Origin of the sequence: Aureimonas sp. Leaf324 (assembly GCF_001423245.1) — a bacterium.
GTDB lineage: Bacteria > Pseudomonadota > Alphaproteobacteria > Rhizobiales > Rhizobiaceae > Aureimonas.
On sequence record NZ_LMOH01000023.1, the window covers coordinates 275,119 to 295,203 of the forward strand.

Below are 20,085 nucleotides of genomic sequence, written 5' to 3' on the forward strand. Positions count from 1 at the left end.
GACGTCAGCGCAGGAACGGATTGGTGCGGCGCTCGACGCCGAGCCGACTTCCGGGCCCGTGGCCGCAGATGAAGCCGACCTCGTCGCCGAGCGGCAGGATCTTGACGCGGATGGTGGCGAGAAGCTGGTCGTGATCGCCGCCCGGCAGGTCGGTGCGCCCGATCGAGCCGGCAAAGAGCACGTCGCCCGCGTGTAGGAACCGGGCCTCGCGCTGGAAGAAGACGACGTGGCCGGGCGAATGGCCCGGCGCGTGGATGACCTCGAAACGGTGAGACCCGAGCGTCAGCGCCTCGCCTTCGTCGAGCCAGCGGTCCGGCGTGCAGTTGCGGAACGTCCCCGGCAGCCCGAACATGCGAGCCTGATCCTCCAGCCGACCGAGCAGCATTTCGTCCGCGCGGTGCGGGCCGACGATCTCGACCCCCAGCGCGTCCTTCAGGTCCATCGCACCGCCGGCATGGTCGATATGGCCATGGGTGATCCAGATGGCCTGAACCGTCACGCCGAGCCGTTTGACCGCCGCCTCAATCCGCTCGACGTCGCCGCCGGGGTCCACCACGACGGCCGACTTGTCCCCGTCGTCGAAGAGGATGCAACAGTTCTGCTGGAACGGGGTGACGGGGACGATCTCGGCGGCAAGGCTCATGAAGCGAATCCTGAGACGGCGGGTCGAGGGATGATGATCCGCGACCTCGAAAAGAAAAGGGCCCGCCCTGCGGCGAGCCCTTGCGGTGGTCTGATGGCGGGACCCTTTATTCGGCCGCGAGGCGCTTCGGCTGCACTTCGGCGGCGTAGTCCTCGACCAGACGGCGCGTCACCTCGCCCGGCATGAAACGATAGGGGCCGATCTCGGCCACCGGCGTCACCTCGGCGGCGGTGCCGCACAGAAAGCACTCGGTGAAGCCCTCGAGCTCTTCCGGCATGATCGCGCGAACTTGCACCTCGTAGCCGCGGCGCTTGGCGAGATCGATCACCGTGCGGCGCGTGATGCCGTCGAGGAAGCAGTCCGGATCGGGCGTATGGATCACGCCGTCCTGGACGAAGAAGACGTTGGCGCCCGTCGCCTCGGCGACCCGGCCGCGCCAGTCGAGCATCAGCGCGTCGGCGTAACCCTTGGCCTCGGCCGCGTGCTTGGAGATCGTGCAGATCATGTAAAGGCCGGCGGCCTTGGCGCGCGACGGGGCGGTCTTCGGGTCCGGCCGGCGGTACTCGGCAAGATCGAGGCGGATGCCCTTCATCCGCTGCTCGGGGTCGAAGTAGCTCGGCCACTGCCAGATCGCGATGGCGAGGTTGATGGTGTTCTTCTGCGCCGAGACGCCCATCGATTCCGAGCCGCGCCAGGCGATCGGGCGGACATAGGCGTCGCGGAAGCCTTGGCGGCGCAGGAGCTCGCTGCAGGCCGCGTCGATCGCCTCGGCGCTGTAGGGGATCTCGAAGCCGAGGATGCGTCCCGACTCGATCAGGCGTTCGGTGTGCTCGCGCAGCTTGAAGATCTCGCCGCCATAGGCGCGCTCGCCCTCGAACACGGCGCTGGCATAGTGCAGGCCGTGCGTCAGCACGTGGACCTTGGCATCCTTCCAGGGCACGAATTCGCCGTTGTACCAGATCTGGCCGTCGAGTTGGTCGAAGGGAACGCTGCTCATCTTGTGGGACCGCGCCGAAGGCGCCCTTTCCTGTCTCGTTCACGCATCGACCCGGCGATGCGTCGACCCTCCCGACCGCCCGGGCGCGGTGGCATGACCGTCGGTCCCGGCAAGGATGCGGCGCTCATGGGATGAAATTGCGGCAGGCCCCGCGCACGCCGCTCGTGCGGGCGTCTGCCGAGCCTTTCGAAACGCGATCGCTGTTTGCGAGCGCTTGCGCAGGTGTAACAATGGGCGGTAGATACGTCAACACTGCTGACCTATTCCGATGGACCTGCCCTTGGCCGATGCCCCAGCCCCGGACGATGCGATCGTCGAGGACGCGCTGCCCACGCGCGGCGAACTCGACTTCCGGCTGATCGAGCTGTTCTTCTTCGCCTATCGCGAATTCACGGGCGACGCCGACTCGATCCTGGAGCGCTACGGGTTCGGGCGGGCGCATCACCGCATCCTGCATTTCGTCAACCGAGACCCCGGCATGACCATCGCCGAGATCCTGGACCTTCTGGAGATCACCAAGCAATCCCTGTCGCGCGTCCTGCGCCAGCTGATCGACGACGGCTTCATCGCGCAGGTGCAGGGAACCGACGACCGGCGCCAGCGCCGGCTCTATCCGACGCAGAAAGGCCGCGATCTGACGCTCGAACTGTCCCGCGCGCAGGGACGGCGGATCGACGCCGCCTTTCGCGCGGCCGCACTGGACGATCCGGGCCTCGTGAACGACTTTCTCCTGGAGATGGGCGCCGACCGGAAGGCGACGCGGGACTGGTTCGCGCGCAAGGGCATCGGAAGGGAGAATCGCTGACATGACGCTCGCCGAGGACCATGCGACCGACGAATCGATGGACGATGCCCCGCATCTCCTGATCATCGACGACGACCGGCGCATCCGCGGCCTCCTGTCGCGCTTCCTGTCGGAGCGCCGCTTCCGCGTCTCGGTCGCCTCCGACGCGGCCGAAGCGCGCCGCATCCTCCAGGGCCTCGAGTTCGACCTAATGATCGTCGACGTGATGATGCCGGGCGAGAGCGGACTCGACCTCGTGCGGTCCGTCTCGCCCCATCGCGACATTCCGATCCTGATGCTCACCGCCCGCTCGGAAACCGACGACCGCATCCTCGGCCTCGAGGCCGGGGCCGACGACTATCTCTCCAAGCCTTTCGATCCGCGCGAGCTTCTCCTGCGCATCAACAATATCCTGAAGCGCGGCGGCACGACGCCGGTGCAGAAGGTCGAGCACGTCCGTTTCGGGCCGTTCTCGTTCTCGCTGTCGCGCAAGGAGTTGCGACGGGGGCCCGAGGTGATCCGCCTGACCGAGCGCGAACAGGAGATCATGACGCAGTTCGCGCAGAAGGCGGGCGACACCATTCCCCGCCAGGATCTCCTCACCAACGATACCGAGGTCGGCGAGCGTACGGTGGACGTGCAGATCAACCGCCTGCGCCGCAAGATCGAAAGCGATCCCGCCAATCCGCTGTGGCTCCAGACGGTTCGCGGGATCGGTTACCGGCTGAATGTCGATTGAACGCGTCATCGACGCCTCGGTGATCGCCGAGGCGGGCAGCGAGACCGGACCGAAGCGGCCGCCGCCGCGGCGGGGCTGGGGCGCGTCGCTGCGCGGCCTGTCGCGGCAGGTTCGGCGCTTCGTCTCGCGTCGCACGCCCAAGGGCCTCTACGCCCGGTCGCTGATCATCATCATCGCGCCGATGGTGCTGCTCCAGTCGGTGGTCGCCTTCGTCTTCATGGAGCGCCACTGGCAGACGGTGACGCAGCGCCTTTCGGCCTCGGTGGTGCAGGACATCTCGGCCGTGATCGACATGATCCAGACCTATCCCGACCCGGCGGGCGAGTATGCCGAGGTGACGCGCATCGCGCGCGAGCGCCTGGCGCTGAACGTCCTCGTGCTGCCGCCCGAGCCCCTGCCCGCCCCGGCGCCCAAGCCCTTCTTCAACATTCTCGACGGCATCCTGTCGGAGGAGATCACCCGGCAGATCAATCGGCCCTTCTGGATCGACACGCTCGGCGAGTCCCGGATCGTCGAAATCCGAATCCAGTTGCCGGACCACATGCTGCGCATCTTCGCGCCCCGCAATTCGGCCTACGCCTCCAACAGCCACATCTTCCTGCTCTGGATGGTCGGCACGTCGCTGGTGCTGATCCTGATCGCGATCCTGTTCCTGCGCAACCAGATTCGCCCGATCCAGAAGCTCGCGCAGGCGGCCGAGGGCTTCGGCCGCGGCCAGCCGATGCCGCCCGATTTCCGCGTGCGCGGCGCATCGGAGGTGCGGCGCGCCTCGCTCGCCTTCATCCAGATGCGCGACCGCATCGAGCGCCAGATCGAGCAGCGCACGCAGATGCTGAACGGCGTCAGCCACGACCTGCGCACGGTCCTCACCCGCTTCCGCCTGCAGCTGGCTCTCCTGGAGGAGAACGAGGACCGACAGGAGCTCGAGCAGGACGTCGACGAGATGGGCCGGATGCTGGAAGGCTATCTCGCCTTCGCCAAGGGCGAGGGCGGGGAGGAGGTCGGCGAGCTCGACCTCGAGCGCGTCTTCGCCCGTTTCGAGAGCGAGGCGTCGCTGAAAGGGCGGAGCCTCGAGACCGATCTCGTCGGCGATCCGCGCATCTCGGTGCGGCCCGATGCCTTCGTGCGCTGCCTCGGAAATCTCGTCGCCAACGCGCTGCGCCACGGCAACGCCGTGCGCCTCAGCGCCCGTCACGACGACCGCTGGCTGTCGGTCTCCGTGGAAGACGATGGTCCCGGCATCGAGCCGACGCAGCGCGAGGACGTCTTCAAGCCGTTCGTCCGGCTGGACGAGGCCCGCAACATCGACGCGGGCGGCACGGGCCTCGGGCTTGCCATCGCGCGCGACGTCGCCCGCAGCCATGGCGGCGACATCCTCCTGTCGGAATCCTCGCTCGGCGGGCTGAAGGCGCTGGTCCGAATTCCGGCCTAGAGCGTGTTCCGACCGGACGGGATGGTCGTCACGGAGGTGATTTCGCTTCGTGGCGAGGAGCGAAGCCGTCGCATCGTGACCGACGAGCAACGCTGGCACGGGGCGAAAGCGCCCTGCCGAACAGCGGGTGTCCGAAGGACGATCACGACCGTTCGATCCGGCTGGAAAGCGCTCTAGTAGAGGCGCCCGCCGTTCGGCACCGCGTGGCTCAGCGCCGCGAGCACCACGTTGCCGGCCTCGTCGGGGAAGCCGAGCGTCAGCACCTCCGAACGCATCGGGCCGATCTGGCGCGGCGGGAAGTTGACCACCGCCATCACCTGCCGCCCGACCAGCTCGTCCAGCGAGTGGCGCACGGTGATCTGCGCCGACGACTTCTTCTGGCCGATCTCCGGCCCGAAATCGATGACGAGGCGGAAGGCGGGCTTGCGCGCTTCCGGGAACGGCTCGGCCGAGACGATCGTCCCGACCCGGATATCGACCTTCATGAAGTCGTCGAAGGTGATCTGCGGCGCGACGCCCGCGGTCTCGGCACTCATTCGTTCAGCCCTTGGACAGTTCGATCGCGCGGTCGCGCGCGGCGGCAACGGCCTTGGTCATCAGAGGCTTAAGACCGTCCTCCGCCATCAGGACGCCGAGCGCCGCCTCCGTCGTGCCCTTTGGCGAGGTGACGTTGCGGCGCAGTTGCGACGGCGGATCGTCGGACCGGATCATCAGCTCGCCCGCGCCCGCCACGGTATGGCGCGCAAGACGCATCGCGAGTTCGGGATCGAGGCCGGCCTTCACGCCCGCTTCCGCCAGCGCCTCGGCCAGGAGGAAGACATAGGCCGGGCCGCTGCCGGACACGGCCGTCACGCGGTCGATGTCGTCCTCGCTTCGAACCCACTCCACCGGACCGCATGCCTGGAGGAGGTCGGTCGCCGTCACCCTCAGGCCCGGCGTCACGCGCTCGTTGGCGTAGGCGCCCGTGATGCCGCGGCCGATCAGGGCGGGCGTGTTGGGCATCGCGCGCACCACCGGCCGCGTGCCGAGCTTCTCCTCGATGAAGGCGATGGTGCGCCCGGCCGCGACCGAGATCACCAGCGTTTCGTCCTTCAGGCTCGCGCGCAGCGGCGCGACCGCTTCGGCCAGCACCTGTGGCTTGACCGCGAGGATCACAACGTCCTGCGGCTCGTCCGGGGCGGTGGCAGCATGGCGCACGCCCTGGTCGAACAGCGCATTGAGCGCCGGCGACGGATGGGGGTCGAGGATGGTGACCGAGGCCGGGTCGAGCCCGCCCGCGATCCAGCCGCGCAGCATCGCGCCGCCCATGTTGCCGCCGCCGAGCAGCAGAAGCCGGCCGACCGGCGCGATGCCCGCGCTCATGCGTTGCCGACCGTGTCGAACACGGCGCAGGCCAGCGCCTCGTCGGCGGTTTTCTCCGCCCAGACCACGAACTGGAAGGCCTGATAATAGCGCTCGCACGCCTCCAGCGCCGCCGACAGGAGGCGCTCGGCCTGCTGGCTCGTCGGCTGTACGCCGCCCGACAGGAGGATCGCGTGGCGGAACATCACCGCGCCCTCGGACGCCCAGAGATCGAAGTGGCCGACCAGCATCCCCTCGTTGATACGCGACAGGAGCCGCAGCACCTCGACCTGCCGCCGGGCCGGAACCTTGAGGGTGAACGCGCAGCCGAGATGCAGCGCCTCGGAGGCCTCCATCCAGGAGAACGAGACTGAATAGTCGGTCCAGGCGCCCTGCACCGAGACCGCGATCTCGTCGTCGCAGGGGCGTTCGAAGGACCAGTCATGACGCGAGGCGACGGTCTCGATCACATCCACCGGATGCGAGAGTCGCCTGACGTCGAGTTCGCCGAGTTGCATGTCGTTTGATCCCCGTGCCGCATCGGACGCGGGACCGCCGGGGCGCCGCACGCACCCCGTCGTCAAGGGTCGAATTCCTCGTAAGACCCTGGCTTCCGCGCCTCCCGGAAAGCCGCCGCCGTGGCGAATCACCGTTGATTTCAGTGTATCGACGCGGACTCGCGATTCCAGAGGCGGAAACGGTATTTTAAGGTTCGTCGGGAGCGGGTCGGAACCCGCGGCCTGCACCCCGGGCGTTAAGCGATTCAGCGCTCACGCTTTTCCGATTCCGCACGGTCACGGCAGACCCGTGACAAACCTGTGCACGGCCTGTGGAAAAGCCTTACGGCGTCGTCGTGGAAGCCCCGGACAAACGGGCCTCGAGGTCGGCGACGCGCTTTTTCAGAGCTTCGTTCTCGACGCGTGCCCGGGTCGCCATCTCGCGCACGGCCTCGAACTCCTCGCGCTGCACGAGGTCCATCGAGTTGATGAAGCGCTCGCCCTGGGAGCGGAACACCGTCTCCATCTCGCGGCGCACGCCCTGCGCCGCGCCGGCCGCGTCGGTCATCATGCGGGCGAACTCGTCGAGCATGCGGTTGGGGCCTCGGTCGTTCATCGGTTCGCTCCTTGAAAGCGGCTAGCGCGCCCTCGGAGGTAGGCGCTCGGCTCCGCCTTGGCAATGGAGCGGCTTGACCCCGCCGCCTGCCCGGCGCACATCCCCGCCCGACGTGCCGAGCCCCGAGGAGCCCCCGCCATGACAGCCTCCGCCGTTCTCGGCGTCCTCGCCTATCCCCAGATCGACCCGGTCTTCCTGCAGATCGGCCCCATCGCGCTGCGCTGGTATGGGCTCGCCTACGTCGCCGGCATCCTGTGCGGCTGGCTCTACGGGCGCCACCTCGTCGGCACGCCGCGGCTCTGGCCGAACGGCGTCTCGCCGATCACCAAGACCGACATCGACGACTTCATCGTCTGGATCACGATCGGCATCGTGGCGGGCGGGCGCATCGGCTCGATCCTGTTCTACGACTTCGACCGCGTCGCCGCCGACCCGCTCTCGGCCTTCCGCGTCTGGGAGGGCGGCATGTCGTTCCATGGCGGCCTGATCGGCGTGACGATCGCGATGATCCTGTTCTGCCGCTCGCACAAGGTGCCGCTGTTCAGTCTGATCGACGTCGTGGCCGCCTCGGTGCCCTTCGGGCTGTTCTTCGGCCGCATCGCCAACTTCATCAACGGCGAGCTCTGGGGCGCGCCGACCTCCGTGCCCTGGGCGATGGTGTTCCCGCATGCGGGCCCCGAGCCGCGCCATCCGAGCCAGCTCTACGAGGCGGCGCTGGAAGGCATCGTCCTCTTCCTGATCCTGCGCGTCCTGACACACCGCTTCGGTGCGCTCGGGCGTCCGCGCCTCGTCGGCGGAGTCTTCATCCTGCTTTATGGCTGCGCGCGCATCTTCGTCGAGTTCTTCCGCATGCCCGACGTGCAGCTCGGCTACCTCCTCGGCACCGGCTGGCTGACCATGGGCATGGTGCTGTCGCTGCCGATGCTGCTCGTTGGGCTCTGGGCGATCACGACCGCCAAGCCCCGTGCCTACGAGCCCCGCGTCGCCGAGACCACGGCGGCGTGAGCGATCTCGCCGCGCGCATCCGCGCCGAGATCGAGGCGGCGGGCCCGATGCGGCTCGACCGGTTCTGGAACCTCTGCCTCTTCGATCCCGCTGAGGGCTACTACACCAGCCGCGACCCGATCGGGACGGCCGGGGACTTCACCACCGCGCCCGAGATCAGCCAGATGTTCGGCGAGCTTCTGGCCGCCTGGACCTTTGCCGCCTGGGACGGTCTCGGCCGTCCCGCCGCTTTCACCTTCGCGGAAGCCGGCCCCGGGCGCGGCACCTTGATGGCCGACATGCTGCGCACCCTGCGCCAGTTCGACCCGGCCTTTCTGAAAGCGGCGCGTATCCGGCTGGTCGAGGTCAGCGATCGGCTGGCCGGCGTCCAGGCCGAGCGGCTCGCGCGCTTCGACCTGCCGGTCCGGCGCGTCCGGCAGATCGAGGAGCTGGACGGTGACGGGCCGCTTCTCCTCGTCGCCAACGAGCTTCTCGATGCGCTCGCCATCCGCCAGTTCGTGTTCCGCGGCGGCGCGTGGCACGAGCGGCTAGTGGACGCCGCCGGCGACGGGTTCGCCTTCGCCGACGGTCCTGCGACGACACTCGTGCCCGCGGCCCTCGCCCGCCTGCCCCAACCCGCCGCGGGAGCGGTGTTCGAAGTCTCGCCTGAGCGCGACGCCCTGTGCGCCGCCTTGGCCGGCCGGCTCGCGCAAGAGGGCGGCGCGGCGCTCTTGATCGACTACGGCCACGCCCGAACCGGGTTCGGCGACACGCTGCAGGCGCTTCGCCGGCACCAAAAGACCGCGGTGCTCGATGCGCCGGGCTCGGCCGACATCACCAGCCATGTCGACTTCGAGCAGGTCGCCCGCGCCATGGCGGGCACGGCGCCGACGCTCCGCTTCGGCCTTGCGGCGCAGGGCGACTTTCTCCTGTCGCTGGGGCTGCCCGAGCGGGCGGGACGGCTCGGCGCCCATGCCGACGAGGCCGGCCGTGCGGCGATCACGGCGGCGGTCCATCGCCTCGCCGGCAGGGGCCAAGGCGAGATGGGTGCACTGTTCAAGGTGTTCGGCGCGGCCTCCGCCCCGCTGCCGCTGCCGCCCTTCGTGCAACCGCGCGTCGATTGACTTCGACCACCCCCTCCCCCACGAATGAGGGTCCATAACGGACAGCCGCATCCCATGCTCGATCACCGCCTTTCCGCCGCCTCGCACCTTCGCGCGCGCGACACCGTCCAGGACCCGCGCTTCGGCTCCGACGCTCGGCTCGCCCACGCCTTCTTCACGCGGGCCGGCGGCGTCTCGACCGGGGTCTATCGCGGCCTCAACGCCGGGATCGGCTCGCACGACGAGGCCGAGGCGGTGCACGAGAACCGGCGGCGCGCCGTGCATTTTCTCGGGCTCGAAGGCACGCAGTTGGCGACGCCCTGGCAGACGCATTCGCCCGATGCGGTGGTCGCGACCGAGCCGTTCGGCGGTGAGCGCCCGAAAGCGGATGCGGTGGTGACGGCGACGCGGGGTCTTGCCGTCGGCGTTGTGACGGCCGACTGCGGACCGATCCTCTTTGCCGACGCGCGCGGCGGCGTCGTCGCGGCGGCCCATGCCGGCTGGCGCGGGGCCGTCGGCGGCGTTCTCGAGCGCACGGTCGAGACGATGGAGGGCCTCGGCGCGCGGCGCGACCGGATCGAGGCGGTGCTCGGCCCCTGCATCACGCAGCCCAACTACGAGGTCGGCGCCGACATGGCCGAGACCTTCCTGCGCGAGGATGCCGCCAACGAGCGCTTCTTCGCGGCCGGTGCGACGCCGGAGAAGCGCCAGTTCGACCTGCCCGCCTTCATCCTCGCCCGCCTCGAGCGCATCGGCGTCGCGGCCCGTTTCGTCGGACGCTGCACCTATGCCGAGGAGGATGCGTTCTTCTCCTTCCGGCGGACCACCCATCGCGGGGAGACCGACTACGGTCGGCAGCTTTCCGCCATCGCCCTCGCCTGAACGAAAGCGCTTCATGCTCCATTTCACGCCCGACGAATTCGAGCGCCGCCGCGCGCGCCTGTCCGCCGAGATGGCGGAGCGCAAGCTCGACGCCGTGATGCTGTTTGCGCAGGACTCGATGTTCTGGCTGACGGGCTACGATACGTTCGGCTTCTGCTTCTTCCAGTGCCTCGTGGTGAAGGCGGACGGCGAGATGCGCCTCCTCACGCGCTCGGCGGACCTGCGCCAGGCGCGCGCGACCTCGAACATCGAGACGGTCGTCGTCTGGCGCGATCGCGGCGGCGCCAACCCGGCGATCGAACTGCGCGACATGATGGACGACATGGGGCTGCTCGGCGCCCGCGTCGGCGTCGAATGGTCGACGCACGGTCTGACGGCGGCGAACGGCAAGCTCGTCGAGGAGAAGCTCGGATCCTTCGCCGCGCTCACCGACGCGTCCGACCTCGTGCCCGCGCTGCGCGTCATCAAGAGCGAAGCCGAGATCGCCTATGCGCGGGAGGCGGCGCGGCTCGGCGACGAGGCGTTCGAGGCGATGTGGCCGCTGGTGCGCGAGGGGGCCGACGAGGGCGCGCTCCTCCACGCGCTGCAGGGTGACATCCTCCTGAAGGGCGGCGACTACCCCGCCAACCCGTTCATCCTCGGCTCCGGCGAGGACGCCCTCCTCTGCCGCTACAAGTCCGGCCGCCGCACCCTGTCGGCGCAGGACCAGCTGACGATCGAGTGGTCCGGCGTCAAGGCGCAATACCACGCCCCGCTGATGCGCACCGTGATCGTCGGCCGCCCGCTGATGCGGCACGAGGAACTGTTCGCGGCCGGCGCCGAGGCGTTGAAGGCCGTCGAGGAGGCCATGCGCCCCGGCCAGACCTTCGGCGACGTGTTCGACGCGCATGCCCGCGTGATGGAGGCCCACGACCTCGCCCGCCATCGCCTCGCCGCCTGCGGCTACTCGGTCGGCGCGCGCTTCGCCCCGTCCTGGATGGACCCGCAGATGTTCGTCTCGGGCAATGCCGAACCGATCCGGCCGAACATGACGCTGTTCGCGCACATGATCATCATGGATTCCGACAGCGGCGCCGCGATGTGCCTCGGGCAGACCTACCTCACCACCGAGGGCGCCCCGGAATGCCTGTCGCGCCTGCCGATCGAGCTGAAGGCGACCGGCTGATCGCGGCAAGGACTTAACCGCGCCGCGGTCTTTCCCGCGGTGCAACCTTGAATCTTTCCACCAGCTTGCTAAGAGCCCGCCCATGCGACCGGCCCCTCCCTTCCGAGGTCCGGCGAGCCCTGTAGACGGATAAAGCGGTCAGCGATGAAACTCTTTGTCGGCAACTCCAACCGCACTCTGGCCGAAGGGATCGGGCGCTACCTGGAACTGCCGCTCGGCGCCGCCTCCGTGCGCCGCTTCGCCGACCAGGAAATCTTCGTCGAGATCCAGGAAAACGTGCGCGGCGAGGACTGCTTCGTCATCCAGTCGACGTCCTACCCGGCGAACGACCACCTGATGGAGCTCCTGATCATCATGGACGCGCTGCGCCGGGCTTCCGCCCGCCGTATCACCGCGGTCCTCCCCTATTTCGGATACGCCCGCCAGGACCGGAAGGCCGGCGGCCGCACGCCGATCTCGGCCAAGCTCGTCGCCAACCTCATCACCCATGCCGGCGCCGACCGCGTGATGACGATGGATCTCCATGCCGGGCAGATCCAGGGCTTCTTCGACATCCCGACCGACAACCTCTTCGCGGTGCCGCTGCTGGCGCGCGACATCAAGGAGCACCTCGAGACCGACCGCGTGATGGTCGTCTCGCCGGATGTGGGCGGCGTGGTGCGCGCCCGCTCGCTCGCCAAGCGCCTCGATGCGCCGCTCGCCATCGTCGACAAGCGCCGCGAGAAGCCGGGCGAGTCCGAGGTGATGAACATCATCGGCGACGTGAAGGACCGGCACTGCATCCTGATCGACGACATCATCGATTCCGGCGGCACCTTGTGCAACGCGGCCGACGCGCTGATGGCGGCGGGCGCCAAGGGCGTGCGCGCCTACATCACCCACGGCGTCCTGTCCGGCGGCGCGGTCTCGCGCATCGCCGCCTCCTCGATCGAGGAGCTGGTGATCACCGATTCGATCGAGCCGACCAAGGCGATCCGCGAGGCGCGCAACATCCGCGTGATCAACACCGCGACGCTGCTCGGCGAGGCGATCTCGCGCACCACCACCGAGCAGTCGGTCTCCTCGCTCTTCGACTGAGCCGGGCCCGGCGCTCGCCTTGCACCTCGAGCCGATCGCCGCTATAGCCAACCCGCCCGCGCGGACACCCTTGGAGGCAGCGCGGGCGTGAAGCGGCCTCACGGCCGCTTTTCGTCGTTCCGGGCGTCACGGCGCCGGGGCGGCAACCTCTGAACCAAAACAAGGATGGAAACCATGAGCGAGAGCTACACGGTCAAGGCCGAGGCGCGCGAGAAGGTCGGCAAGGGGGCCGCCAGACATATCCGCCGCAACGGCATGGTGCCCGCCGTCATCTACGGCGACAAGCAGGAGCCCCTGCCGATCGCGGTCCCCTACAAGGAGACCTTCCTCAAGCTGCACGGCGGCGGCTTCCTGACGACGGTCATCACGATCGACGTCGGCGGTCAAAAGATCAAGGTCCTGCCGAAGGACTACCAGCTCGACGTCGTCAGGGACACGCTGACCCACATCGACTACCTGCGCGTCTCCGACCGCACGGAAGTCACGGTCCGCATCCCCGTGCATTTCGAGAACGAAGACGCCGCGCCGGGCATCAAGGCCCAGGACGGCGCGCTCAACGTCGTGCACCACGACATCGAAGTCGTCTGCGCCGCGCAGGCGATCCCGGAGGGCTTCACGGTCGACCTCACCGGTCTCGAGATCGGCGACGCGGTCTCCTCGTCGGCCCTCAAGCTGCCGAAGGGCGTGCGCCTGACCACGGACGAAGAGTTCGTGATCGCCACGATCGTCCCGCCGATGGCCGAGGAAGTCGACGAGCTCGACGCCGAGACGCCGGAGACGGAAGTCATCGAGCAGACCGACGCGACCGCCGAGGACGAGCCGAAGACCGGCAACTGATCGACAAGCGGCGGACGGAGCCTTTCGTCCGCCGCACCCTGATGGGCGGGTTCGGGTTCTCTCGACCCCGGACCGCTGGAGGACGGGCACATGCTCATCATGGTGGGCCTCGGCAATCCCGGCGCGCAATATGCCGGAAACCGGCACAATATCGGCTTCATGGCGGTCGACGAGATCGCCCGCGCGGGCGGCTTCTCCCCCTGGTCGAAGAAGTTTCACGGTGAGATCGCCGAGGGCTCGATCGCGGGCCGCAAGGTGATCCTCCTGAAGCCGCTGACCTTCATGAACGAAAGCGGTCGCTCGGTGCAGGCAGCGGCCGCCTTCTACAAGATCCCTCCCGCCGACATCGTGGTCTTCCACGACGAACTCGACCTGCCGCCCGGCAAGGTGCGCGTGAAGACCGGCGGCGGACACGGCGGGCACAACGGGTTGCGCTCGATCGATGCGCATCTCGGCAAGGAGTACCGGCGCGTCCGCCTCGGCATCGGGCACCCCGGCTCGAAGGAGCGCGTCAATCCGCATGTCCTCGGCGACTTCGCCAAGGTCGACCGCGAATGGCTGGAGCCGATGCTGGAGACCGTCGCGCGCAATGCGCCGTCGCTGGTCGCGGGTGAGGACGCCGTCTTCATGAACAAGGTGACGCTGGCCACCGGCGGCTCGGAGGAGCCCGCGGGCGCCAAGGGCGGCGCCGGCAAGGCCAAGGGCGAAAGCCACGTGCGCCAGGCCCGCCCCACCGAGACCCGCGCGGCCACCGGGCCGATGGCGGGCATGCTGCGACGCCTGCTCGGCGGCGGCGACCCGAACTGATCCCTTTCTTCTGGCTGGCCCGCCGTCCGGCGGCCCGCCCTCCCCTTCAGACCTGAGGCAGAACCACCATGGGCTTTCGCTGCGGCATCGTCGGACTTCCCAATGTCGGCAAGTCCACGCTCTTCAACGCGCTGACCAAGACCGCCGCCGCGCAGGCGGCGAACTATCCGTTCTGCACCATCGAGCCGAACACCGGCGACGTCGGCGTGCCCGACAAGCGGATGGCGCCCATCGCCAAGATCGGCAAGTCGGCCCAGATCATTCCGACCCGCATCACCTTCGTCGACATCGCCGGCCTTGTGCGCGGCGCCTCGAAGGGCGAAGGGCTCGGCAACCAGTTCCTCGCCAACATCCGCGAGGTCGATGCGATCGTCCACGTCCTGCGCTGCTTCGAGGACGACGACATCACGCATGTCGAGGGGCGCATCGACCCGGTCGCTGACGCCGAGACGGTTGAGACCGAGCTGATGCTGTCCGACCTCGAGAGCCTCGAGCGCCGCATCGTCGCCGCGCGCAAGAAGGCTCAAGGGAAGGACAAGGAAGCGCTGGCGCAGGTGCCGGTGATGGAAGCCGCGCTCGCCAAGCTGCAGAACGGCGAGCCCGCGCGAACGCTCCTGTCGACGCTCGACGCCGACGACCGGCAGCAGCTGCGCAACCTCAACCTCCTGACCTCCAAGCCCGTCCTCTACGTCTGCAACGTGGCGGAAGCGGATGCGGCGACCGGCAACCGGTATTCGGACGCGGTCGCCGAGATGGCCAAGCGCCAGGGCGCGCGCAGCGTCGTGATTTCGGCCGCGATCGAGGCGGAGATCGCACAGCTCGGCGAAGACGAGGTCGGTGAGTACATGGGTGCCATGGGCCTCGACGAGCCCGGCCTCGACCGCCTGATCCGCGAGGGCTACGCGCTTCTCGACCTCATCACCTACTTCACGGTGGGCCCGAAGGAGACGCGTGCCTGGACCGTCAAGCGCGGTGCCAGAGCGCCGCAGGCGGCCGGCGTCATCCACACCGATTTCGAGAAGGGGTTCATCCGGGCCCAGACGATCGCCTACGACGATTTCGTCGGCCTCGGCGGCGAAGTCGCGGCCAAGGAAGCCGGCAAGGCGCGCGACGAAGGCAAGGAATACGTCGTCCAGGACGGCGACATCATGCTGTTCAAGTTCAACGTCTGAGGCTGGACGCCCGGGCGTGCCGCGGTCTCAGGCCGCGGCGATCCGGTTCTTCGCCGGCTTCGGCTCCACAGCGGGCTTGGCGAGCGCCGCGATCGTCGCGTTGCTGAGGCGCACCCGGTTCCGGCCGGCGGCCTTGGCCTCGTAGAGCGCCTTGTCGGCAACGCTGAACAGCGTCTGCCACGAGGCGACGGGGCCGGCCTCGTTCGCAAGGCCGAAGCTTGCGGTGATGCGGATCGGCCCGGCGCCGGTCTCGACCACCAGTCCCTCGATCTCGGCCCGCAGCGCCTCCGCAAAGGCCAGCGCATCCTCGGCCCGCTCGGATCGCAGGACGATCGCGAACTCCTCGCCGCCGTAGCGGGCGGCGATGACGTCCGCGTTCGCCCTTTGTCGCAAGAGGCCCGAGAACGCGGCCAAGACCTCGTCCCCGGCCCCATGGCCGTGGGTGTCGTTGACGACCTTGAAGTGGTCGATGTCGCCGAGGATCGCGGTGAAGTTTCGCCCCCCGCCGCCGAATGTCTCCAGACGCACGAAGAGGCCCCGCCGGTTGGGCAGTGCGGTCAGTTCGTCGGTTTCCGACAGCGTGCGCAATTTCTCGGCGAGGACGGCGCGTTCCTCCTCCAGCACCATGCGCTGGCGGTCGCGCGCTTCCAGGGTCTCGAGCGCATTGTAGAGGCTTTTCACCGCCAGCACCGAGCCCTCGTAGCGATCGCGGCGGATCGGACGGCGCTCGCAGAGCGCCAGGATCTGGTCGCGCACGCCGAAGAGCGGCCGCAGCATCTGGCGGTAGAGGACCCAAGCCGCCGTCGCGGTCATCACCAGAATCAGGACGGCCAGCGACACGACGAGCTTCATCTGGATCAGGGTCGACTTCTGGATTTCGACCGCCTCGTCCATCATCGCGTCGACGTAGAGATTGCGCATGCGAAGGATCGGCAGCGTCGTCGGCGCGTAGACCTCGGAGATGCGCTTGGCGTGTTCGGTGGAGTTCAGCGGGCGGCGCGAATAGGTCTCGATCGCGCGGATGAGGAACGGGAAGCCCTTGCCGAAATAGGCCGAGTGGATCTCCTCGTGCGCCTGCCGCAGGCGCGGCGAATCCGGGCCGAACTCCAGCTGCGAAACGCCGACGTCCCAGAGGGCGAGAATGCGCTGCTGGACGCGCAGGCTGGTCATCACCGCCTCCGGCGGGATCACCTCCGACCATTTCAGCGCGGGCATCACCTCGGACGGAAGGCGGGTCGCGGACTCGTAGAGCGCCCCGAGCAGGCGTGCGACGTTGACGCGGCCGGCCAGATTCTCGTCGGCCTGGATGACGCGTTGCGCCGTCTTGTCGACGAAGGGGACGAAGGTTTCCGAGATGGACGACATGCCGCGCGCCACGCGCAGCTGAAGGCTGATCTGGCGGTCCTTCACGGGCAGCGCGAGAAGCGCGTCGGCGCCGCGGCGCTCGTCGCGCAAAAGCGCCGTCAGGAACTTGAAGTTGACGCTGTCGCGCAGCGTCGTCGCCTCGGCCCCGATGCGGAAGCGATCGATGGCGCGGTCGGTGTCGCCGCGTGCCGCCCGCAGTTCGTTGGCCACCGCGTCGGCCTCGCCCGGCTCCTCACCGAGGGCGAGCTCCAGCGGGCGGCGCTCCTTGGTGATGGCGGTGGCGGCGGCGGTCGCGAGTTCGAACAGCTGCAGCTCGATCAGCGAGGCCCCTGCCCGCTGGTTCTGGTCCAGAACGCCCCGGAGCGCGATCGAGCCGATGATCATGCTCGAGGACAGGGCGATGATGGAGCTGATGCGGATGAGATCGAATGACGGAAGCCGGAACATCGCGATCCCCTTGAGACCTGCAAAGCCTAGCTTGGGAAAGATGAAGGTTCCCTCAACCGGAGGTCATCATCGTGGAACGCAATCCCCAAAAGACAAGGGGCCCGAAGGCCCCTTGAATGCGTTCACGGAGACGTCGAGCCGTCAGTGAGGCGTATCGGCCCAGACGCGACGCTTCACGAGGTAGAGCATGATCGCAAAGCCAATCAGGAAGATCATCACCACGAAGCCCGTCGCCTTGCGCTCGACGAGGTGCGGCTCGGCCGTCCACATCAGGAAGGCCGACACGTCGCGGGAATACTGCTCCAGCGTCGCCGGGGCGCCGTCGTCGTAGGTCACCTGCCCGTCGCTGAGCGGCGGCGCCATCGCGAGCGCGGGGCCCGCGATGAAGTGCGGGTTGTAGTATGTGCCCGGCTGGATCGTGACGTTGGCGGGCGCCTGCTCGTAGCCCGTCAGCAGCGAGTGGATGTAGTCCGGTCCGCCTTCGGCGTACTGGCTCCACGGGAAGATATCGAGAAGGAACCGCGGGAAGCCGCGCTCGACCGAACGGGCCTTGGCGATCAGCGACAGATCCGGCGGATGGGCGCCGCCGAGCGCTGCCGCGGCCGCTTCCGGGTTCGGATAGGGCGCGGGCAGGCGATCGGACGGAATGCCCGCACGCTGGAACATCTCGCCCTGCGCGTTCGGCGCCGGATCGGTGATCTGGTACTCGGCCGCGAGCGCCCGGACCTGCTCGTCGCTGTAGCCCAGCGCCGAGAAGTTGCGGAACGACACGAGGTTCATCGAATGGCAGTTCGAGCAGACTTCCTTGTAGACCTTCAGGCCGCGCTGAAGCTGCCCGAGGTCCCAGTGCCCGAACGGCCCGGCGAAGGTCCAGGAGAGCTCGGCCGGCTTCTTGAGCGGGTAGTGCGGCGTGGCGTGCTCGCCGCCGGCGGTGGCGCCGGCGCTGCCGCCGTGCTCGCCGTTGACCGCCTGCTCGGTGCCGCGCGTGGCGTCGGGCGCCTCACCCGGCGCGTCCCCGACGATCTGACCGGCGGGGGCGGCCGGCTCCTGTGCCCGGCCGAGAGCCGGGCTCATGACGACGCCCGCGACCAGAAGGGCTGGAAGAAGCTTTCTCATTGCAAGGTCCATGGGTCGCTTCGTCAGCCTTTGGTTTCGGGAGACGCGGTGGCGCCGGCCGGCACCCCGCGTGCGGCGCCGCGCTTGGCCAGCACCGCCTCCGTGATCGAATTCGGCAGCTTCTTCGGGGTCTCCACCAAGCCGAGGACCGGCAGGACGATGAGGAAGTGCGCGAAGTAGTAGATCGTGCCGATCAGCGAGAGCGTCGGGTAGATGCCTTCCGCCGGGCGCGAGCCGAGCCAGCCGAGCAGCACCGCGTTCACCGCGAAGATCCAGAAGAAGATCTTGTAGATCGGACGGTAGGCGGTGGAGCGCACGCGGCTGGTGTCGAGCCAGGGCAGGAAGAACAGGACGATGATCGAGCCGAACATCACCAGGACGCCGCCGAGCTTGGAATCGATCGGGCCGATGTTGAACGTGATGGCGCGCAGCATCGCGTAGAAAGGCAGGAAGTACCATTCCGGAACGATGTGGGCCGGCGTCTGCAGCGGGTTGGCGGGAATGTAGTTGTCGGGATGGCCGAGATAGTTCGGCATGTAGAAGACGAAGTAGGAGAAGAACGCGAGGAACACGACCATCGCGAACCCGTCCTTGATGGTCGCGTGCGGCGTGAACGGCACGGTGTCCTTCGGGGACTTGATCTCGACGCCGGTCGGGTTGGTCTGACCCACGACATGCAGCGCCCAGATGTGCAGGATCACGACACCCGCGATCATGAACGGCAGGAGGTAGTGCAGGGCGAAGAAGCGGTTCAGCGTCGCGTTGTCGACGGCGAAGCCGCCGAGAAGCAGCGTCTGGATCGGGCCGCCGATGCCGGGGAAGGCGGTGAAGAAGCCGGTGATGACCGTGGCGCCCCAGAAGGACATCTGACCCCAGGGCAGGACGTAGCCCATGAAGGCGGTGGCCATCATCAGGAGGAAGATGATGACGCCGAGGATCCACATGATCTCGCGCGGCGCCTTGTAGGAGCCGTAGTAGAGGCCGCGGAAGATGTGGATGTAGACGGCGATGAAGAAGAACGAGGCGCCGTTGGCGTGCATGTAGCGCAGCAGCCAGCCCCAGTTGACGTCGCGCACGATGCTCTCGACGGACTGGAACGCGATGCCCGAATTGGCCGCGTAGTGCATGGCCAGGACGACGCCGGTCAGGATCTGGATGCCGAGGAACAGCGCCAGGATGCCGCCGAACGTATAGGCGTAGCTCAGGTTGCGCGGGACCGGGAAGGCCACGAACGAATCGTAGAGGAGCCGGGGCAGCGGCAGGCGGGCGTCGAGCCAGCGCATGACGCCGTTGTTCGGCACGTAGGAGGAAGGACCACTCATGTTCTTTGTGCCTCTCGCCTCAGCCGATGCGGATGGTGGTGGGATTGGGGAAGGAGAACAGCGGCACCGCCATGTTCTCGGGCGCCGGGCCCTTACGGACACGGCCGGCCGTGTCGTAGTGCGAGCCGTGGCAGGGGCAGTACCAGCCGTCGTAGTCGCCGGACTGTCCGAGCGGGACGCAGCCGAGATGGGTGCACACGCCGACCATCACGAGCCACTGCTCCTGACCCTCGGCGGCGCGATTGACGTCGGTCGCCGGCGCATCGGCCGGCAGGTTGGCGTTGCGCGCGATCGGATCCTTGAGATCGGACAGCGAGACGCCCTTGCCTTCCTCGATCTCGGTCGGGGTGCGCTGCCGGATGAAGATCGGCTTGCCGCGCCATTTAGCGGTGATCGACTGGCCGGCCGCGATCTGGCTGATGTCGACGTCCACCTGCGCCAACGCCAGCGTCGCGGCATCCGGGTTCATCTGGTCGATGAAGGGCCAGACCGCCGCGGCGGCACCGACGACGCCGGCCGCCCCCGTCGCGATGTAGAGAAAGTCCCGGCGAGTGGGTTCGCTGCTGTGATCGACGCTCACGGAGAAATGCGCTCCTTCAGGGCCGGCGCACCGTTGCGGCGCGCCTGCCTCAGTCCCAACACGACCTCGCGGAGCACACCGAGCGCCGGAGCGACCGCGCCCTCCCCTAGAGCCGTTTCGGCCGCGATTTCTAAGCGCCCACTTGGAACTTGTCCAGACTGTGGCGACGCTTCGGGCGG

The 20,085-nt window shown here is 68.3% G+C and carries 21 protein-coding genes; 11 read left to right on the forward strand and 10 right to left on the reverse strand.

Annotation, left to right across the window (positions count from 1 at the left end):
- Positions 1–4: 4 nt before the first annotated feature.
- The gene (locus ASF65_RS13555; protein ID WP_055890133.1) at positions 5–643 is read right to left on the reverse strand and encodes an MBL fold metallo-hydrolase; all 639 of its coding nucleotides are present in this window, start codon (positions 641–643) and stop codon (positions 5–7) included.
- 106 nt (positions 644–749) lie between these two features.
- Entirely contained in the window at positions 750–1,640 is an 891-nt protein-coding gene (locus tag ASF65_RS13560; protein ID WP_055890135.1) for a branched-chain amino acid aminotransferase, read from the reverse strand.
- Between the two features lie 268 nt (positions 1,641–1,908).
- Here ASF65_RS13560 and ASF65_RS13565 point away from each other — a divergent pair, with 268 nt between their 5' ends.
- The 3 genes from ASF65_RS13565 to ASF65_RS13575 all read left to right on the forward strand — a co-directional run bounded on the left by ASF65_RS13565 (position 1,909) and on the right by ASF65_RS13575 (position 4,595).
- Complete coding sequence (locus tag ASF65_RS13565; RefSeq protein ID WP_055890137.1) at positions 1,909–2,445, forward strand: MarR family transcriptional regulator; 537 nt, start codon at positions 1,909–1,911, stop codon at positions 2,443–2,445.
- A 1-nt stretch (position 2,446) separates the two neighbouring features.
- On the forward strand, positions 2,447–3,163 hold the full coding sequence (locus tag ASF65_RS13570; RefSeq protein WP_055890140.1) for a response regulator transcription factor: 717 nt from the start codon (positions 2,447–2,449) through the stop codon (positions 3,161–3,163).
- A gap of 181 nt (positions 3,164–3,344) precedes the next feature.
- Entirely contained in the window at positions 3,345–4,595 is a 1,251-nt protein-coding gene (locus ASF65_RS13575) for an ATP-binding protein (RefSeq protein WP_244486700.1), read from the forward strand.
- 173 nt (positions 4,596–4,768) lie between these two features.
- Here ASF65_RS13575 and ASF65_RS13580 read toward each other — a convergent pair whose 3' ends face one another.
- The 4 genes from ASF65_RS13580 to ASF65_RS13595 all read right to left on the reverse strand — a co-directional run bounded on the left by ASF65_RS13580 (position 4,769) and on the right by ASF65_RS13595 (position 7,049).
- Positions 4,769–5,131, reverse strand: coding sequence for a tRNA-binding protein (locus ASF65_RS13580; protein ID WP_055890142.1), 363 nt, complete (start codon positions 5,129–5,131; stop codon positions 4,769–4,771).
- Between the two features lie 4 nt (positions 5,132–5,135).
- On the reverse strand, positions 5,136–5,957 hold the full coding sequence (proC, locus tag ASF65_RS13585; RefSeq protein WP_055890143.1) for a pyrroline-5-carboxylate reductase: 822 nt from the start codon (positions 5,955–5,957) through the stop codon (positions 5,136–5,138).
- On the reverse strand, positions 5,954–6,454 hold the full coding sequence (locus tag ASF65_RS13590) for a YbjN domain-containing protein (RefSeq protein ID WP_055890145.1): 501 nt from the start codon (positions 6,452–6,454) through the stop codon (positions 5,954–5,956). The genes proC and ASF65_RS13590 overlap by 4 nt, the downstream gene beginning before the upstream one ends.
- Positions 6,455–6,776: 322 nt before the next feature.
- Positions 6,777–7,049, reverse strand: coding sequence for an accessory factor UbiK family protein (locus ASF65_RS13595; protein WP_055890147.1), 273 nt, complete (start codon positions 7,047–7,049; stop codon positions 6,777–6,779).
- Between the two features lie 138 nt (positions 7,050–7,187).
- Between ASF65_RS13595 and lgt the strand changes: the two genes are divergently transcribed.
- From lgt to ychF, 8 genes are all read left to right on the forward strand, one after another.
- Entirely contained in the window at positions 7,188–8,054 is an 867-nt protein-coding gene (gene lgt / locus ASF65_RS13600) for a prolipoprotein diacylglyceryl transferase (RefSeq protein ID WP_055890150.1), read from the forward strand.
- A complete protein-coding gene (locus ASF65_RS13605) occupies positions 8,051–9,157 on the forward strand; it encodes an SAM-dependent methyltransferase (protein WP_055890152.1) in 1,107 nt (368 codons plus the stop codon). The genes lgt and ASF65_RS13605 overlap by 4 nt, the downstream gene beginning before the upstream one ends.
- A 54-nt stretch (positions 9,158–9,211) precedes the next feature.
- Entirely contained in the window at positions 9,212–10,018 is an 807-nt protein-coding gene (pgeF, locus tag ASF65_RS13610) for a peptidoglycan editing factor PgeF (protein WP_055890153.1), read from the forward strand.
- Positions 10,019–10,031: 13 nt separating this feature from the next.
- The gene (locus ASF65_RS13615) at positions 10,032–11,183 is read left to right on the forward strand and encodes a Xaa-Pro peptidase family protein (protein WP_055890156.1); all 1,152 of its coding nucleotides are present in this window, start codon (positions 10,032–10,034) and stop codon (positions 11,181–11,183) included.
- A gap of 144 nt (positions 11,184–11,327) precedes the next feature.
- Positions 11,328–12,260: a ribose-phosphate pyrophosphokinase gene (locus ASF65_RS13620; protein ID WP_055890158.1), complete on the forward strand. Its 933-nt coding sequence runs from the start codon at positions 11,328–11,330 to the stop codon at positions 12,258–12,260.
- Between the two features lie 174 nt (positions 12,261–12,434).
- Positions 12,435–13,097 carry a 50S ribosomal protein L25/general stress protein Ctc gene (locus tag ASF65_RS13625; protein ID WP_055890161.1) on the forward strand — a complete coding sequence of 221 codons (663 nt, stop codon included), beginning with the start codon at positions 12,435–12,437 and terminating at the stop codon, positions 13,095–13,097.
- A 90-nt stretch (positions 13,098–13,187) separates the two neighbouring features.
- Positions 13,188–13,904, forward strand: a complete 717-nt coding sequence (gene pth, locus ASF65_RS13630; protein WP_055890164.1) for an aminoacyl-tRNA hydrolase — start codon at positions 13,188–13,190, stop codon at positions 13,902–13,904.
- A 68-nt stretch (positions 13,905–13,972) separates the two neighbouring features.
- Entirely contained in the window at positions 13,973–15,076 is a 1,104-nt protein-coding gene (gene ychF / locus ASF65_RS13635; RefSeq protein ID WP_055890165.1) for a redox-regulated ATPase YchF, read from the forward strand.
- Positions 15,077–15,103: 27 nt separating this feature from the next.
- On the opposite strand, the gene ASF65_RS13640 is transcribed toward ychF, so the two are convergent.
- From ASF65_RS13640 to petA, 4 genes are all read right to left on the reverse strand, one after another.
- Positions 15,104–16,888 (reverse strand): GGDEF domain-containing protein, encoded by a 1,785-nt coding sequence (locus ASF65_RS13640; protein WP_055890167.1) that lies wholly within the window; start codon positions 16,886–16,888, stop codon positions 15,104–15,106.
- 141 nt (positions 16,889–17,029) lie between these two features.
- On the reverse strand, positions 17,030–18,004 hold the full coding sequence (locus ASF65_RS13645) for a cytochrome c1 (protein ID WP_055890313.1): 975 nt from the start codon (positions 18,002–18,004) through the stop codon (positions 17,030–17,032).
- Positions 18,005–18,027: 23 nt separating this feature from the next.
- Positions 18,028–19,326, reverse strand: coding sequence for a cytochrome b N-terminal domain-containing protein (locus ASF65_RS13650; protein ID WP_055890169.1), 1,299 nt, complete (start codon positions 19,324–19,326; stop codon positions 18,028–18,030).
- 19 nt (positions 19,327–19,345) lie between these two features.
- Positions 19,346–19,906 (reverse strand): ubiquinol-cytochrome c reductase iron-sulfur subunit, encoded by a 561-nt coding sequence (gene petA, locus ASF65_RS13655; protein ID WP_055890171.1) that lies wholly within the window; start codon positions 19,904–19,906, stop codon positions 19,346–19,348.
- Between the last annotated feature and the right edge of the window lie 179 nt (positions 19,907–20,085).

Coding starts and splice junctions, on each gene's coding strand:
- ASF65_RS13555 (WP_055890133.1), bottom strand. CDS start 643: ATGAGCCTTGCCGCCGAGATCGTCCCCGTCACCCCGTTCCAGCAGAAC.
- ASF65_RS13560 (WP_055890135.1), bottom strand. CDS start 1,640: ATGAGCAGCGTTCCCTTCGACCAACTCGACGGCCAGATCTGGTACAAC.
- ASF65_RS13565 (WP_055890137.1), top strand. CDS start 1,909: ATGGACCTGCCCTTGGCCGATGCCCCAGCCCCGGACGATGCGATCGTC.
- ASF65_RS13570 (WP_055890140.1), top strand. CDS start 2,447: ATGACGCTCGCCGAGGACCATGCGACCGACGAATCGATGGACGATGCC.
- ASF65_RS13575 (WP_244486700.1), top strand. CDS start 3,345: ATGGTGCTGCTCCAGTCGGTGGTCGCCTTCGTCTTCATGGAGCGCCAC.
- ASF65_RS13580 (WP_055890142.1), bottom strand. CDS start 5,131: ATGAGTGCCGAGACCGCGGGCGTCGCGCCGCAGATCACCTTCGACGAC.
- proC (WP_055890143.1), bottom strand. CDS start 5,957: ATGAGCGCGGGCATCGCGCCGGTCGGCCGGCTTCTGCTGCTCGGCGGC.
- ASF65_RS13590 (WP_055890145.1), bottom strand. CDS start 6,454: ATGCAACTCGGCGAACTCGACGTCAGGCGACTCTCGCATCCGGTGGAT.
- ASF65_RS13595 (WP_055890147.1), bottom strand. CDS start 7,049: ATGAACGACCGAGGCCCCAACCGCATGCTCGACGAGTTCGCCCGCATG.
- lgt (WP_055890150.1), top strand. CDS start 7,188: ATGACAGCCTCCGCCGTTCTCGGCGTCCTCGCCTATCCCCAGATCGAC.
- pgeF (WP_055890153.1), top strand. CDS start 9,212: ATGCTCGATCACCGCCTTTCCGCCGCCTCGCACCTTCGCGCGCGCGAC.
- ASF65_RS13615 (WP_055890156.1), top strand. CDS start 10,032: ATGCTCCATTTCACGCCCGACGAATTCGAGCGCCGCCGCGCGCGCCTG.
- ASF65_RS13620 (WP_055890158.1), top strand. CDS start 11,328: ATGAAACTCTTTGTCGGCAACTCCAACCGCACTCTGGCCGAAGGGATC.
- ASF65_RS13625 (WP_055890161.1), top strand. CDS start 12,435: ATGAGCGAGAGCTACACGGTCAAGGCCGAGGCGCGCGAGAAGGTCGGC.
- pth (WP_055890164.1), top strand. CDS start 13,188: ATGCTCATCATGGTGGGCCTCGGCAATCCCGGCGCGCAATATGCCGGA.
- ychF (WP_055890165.1), top strand. CDS start 13,973: ATGGGCTTTCGCTGCGGCATCGTCGGACTTCCCAATGTCGGCAAGTCC.
- ASF65_RS13640 (WP_055890167.1), bottom strand. CDS start 16,888: ATGTTCCGGCTTCCGTCATTCGATCTCATCCGCATCAGCTCCATCATC.
- ASF65_RS13645 (WP_055890313.1), bottom strand. CDS start 18,004: ATGAGAAAGCTTCTTCCAGCCCTTCTGGTCGCGGGCGTCGTCATGAGC.
- ASF65_RS13650 (WP_055890169.1), bottom strand. CDS start 19,326: ATGAGTGGTCCTTCCTCCTACGTGCCGAACAACGGCGTCATGCGCTGG.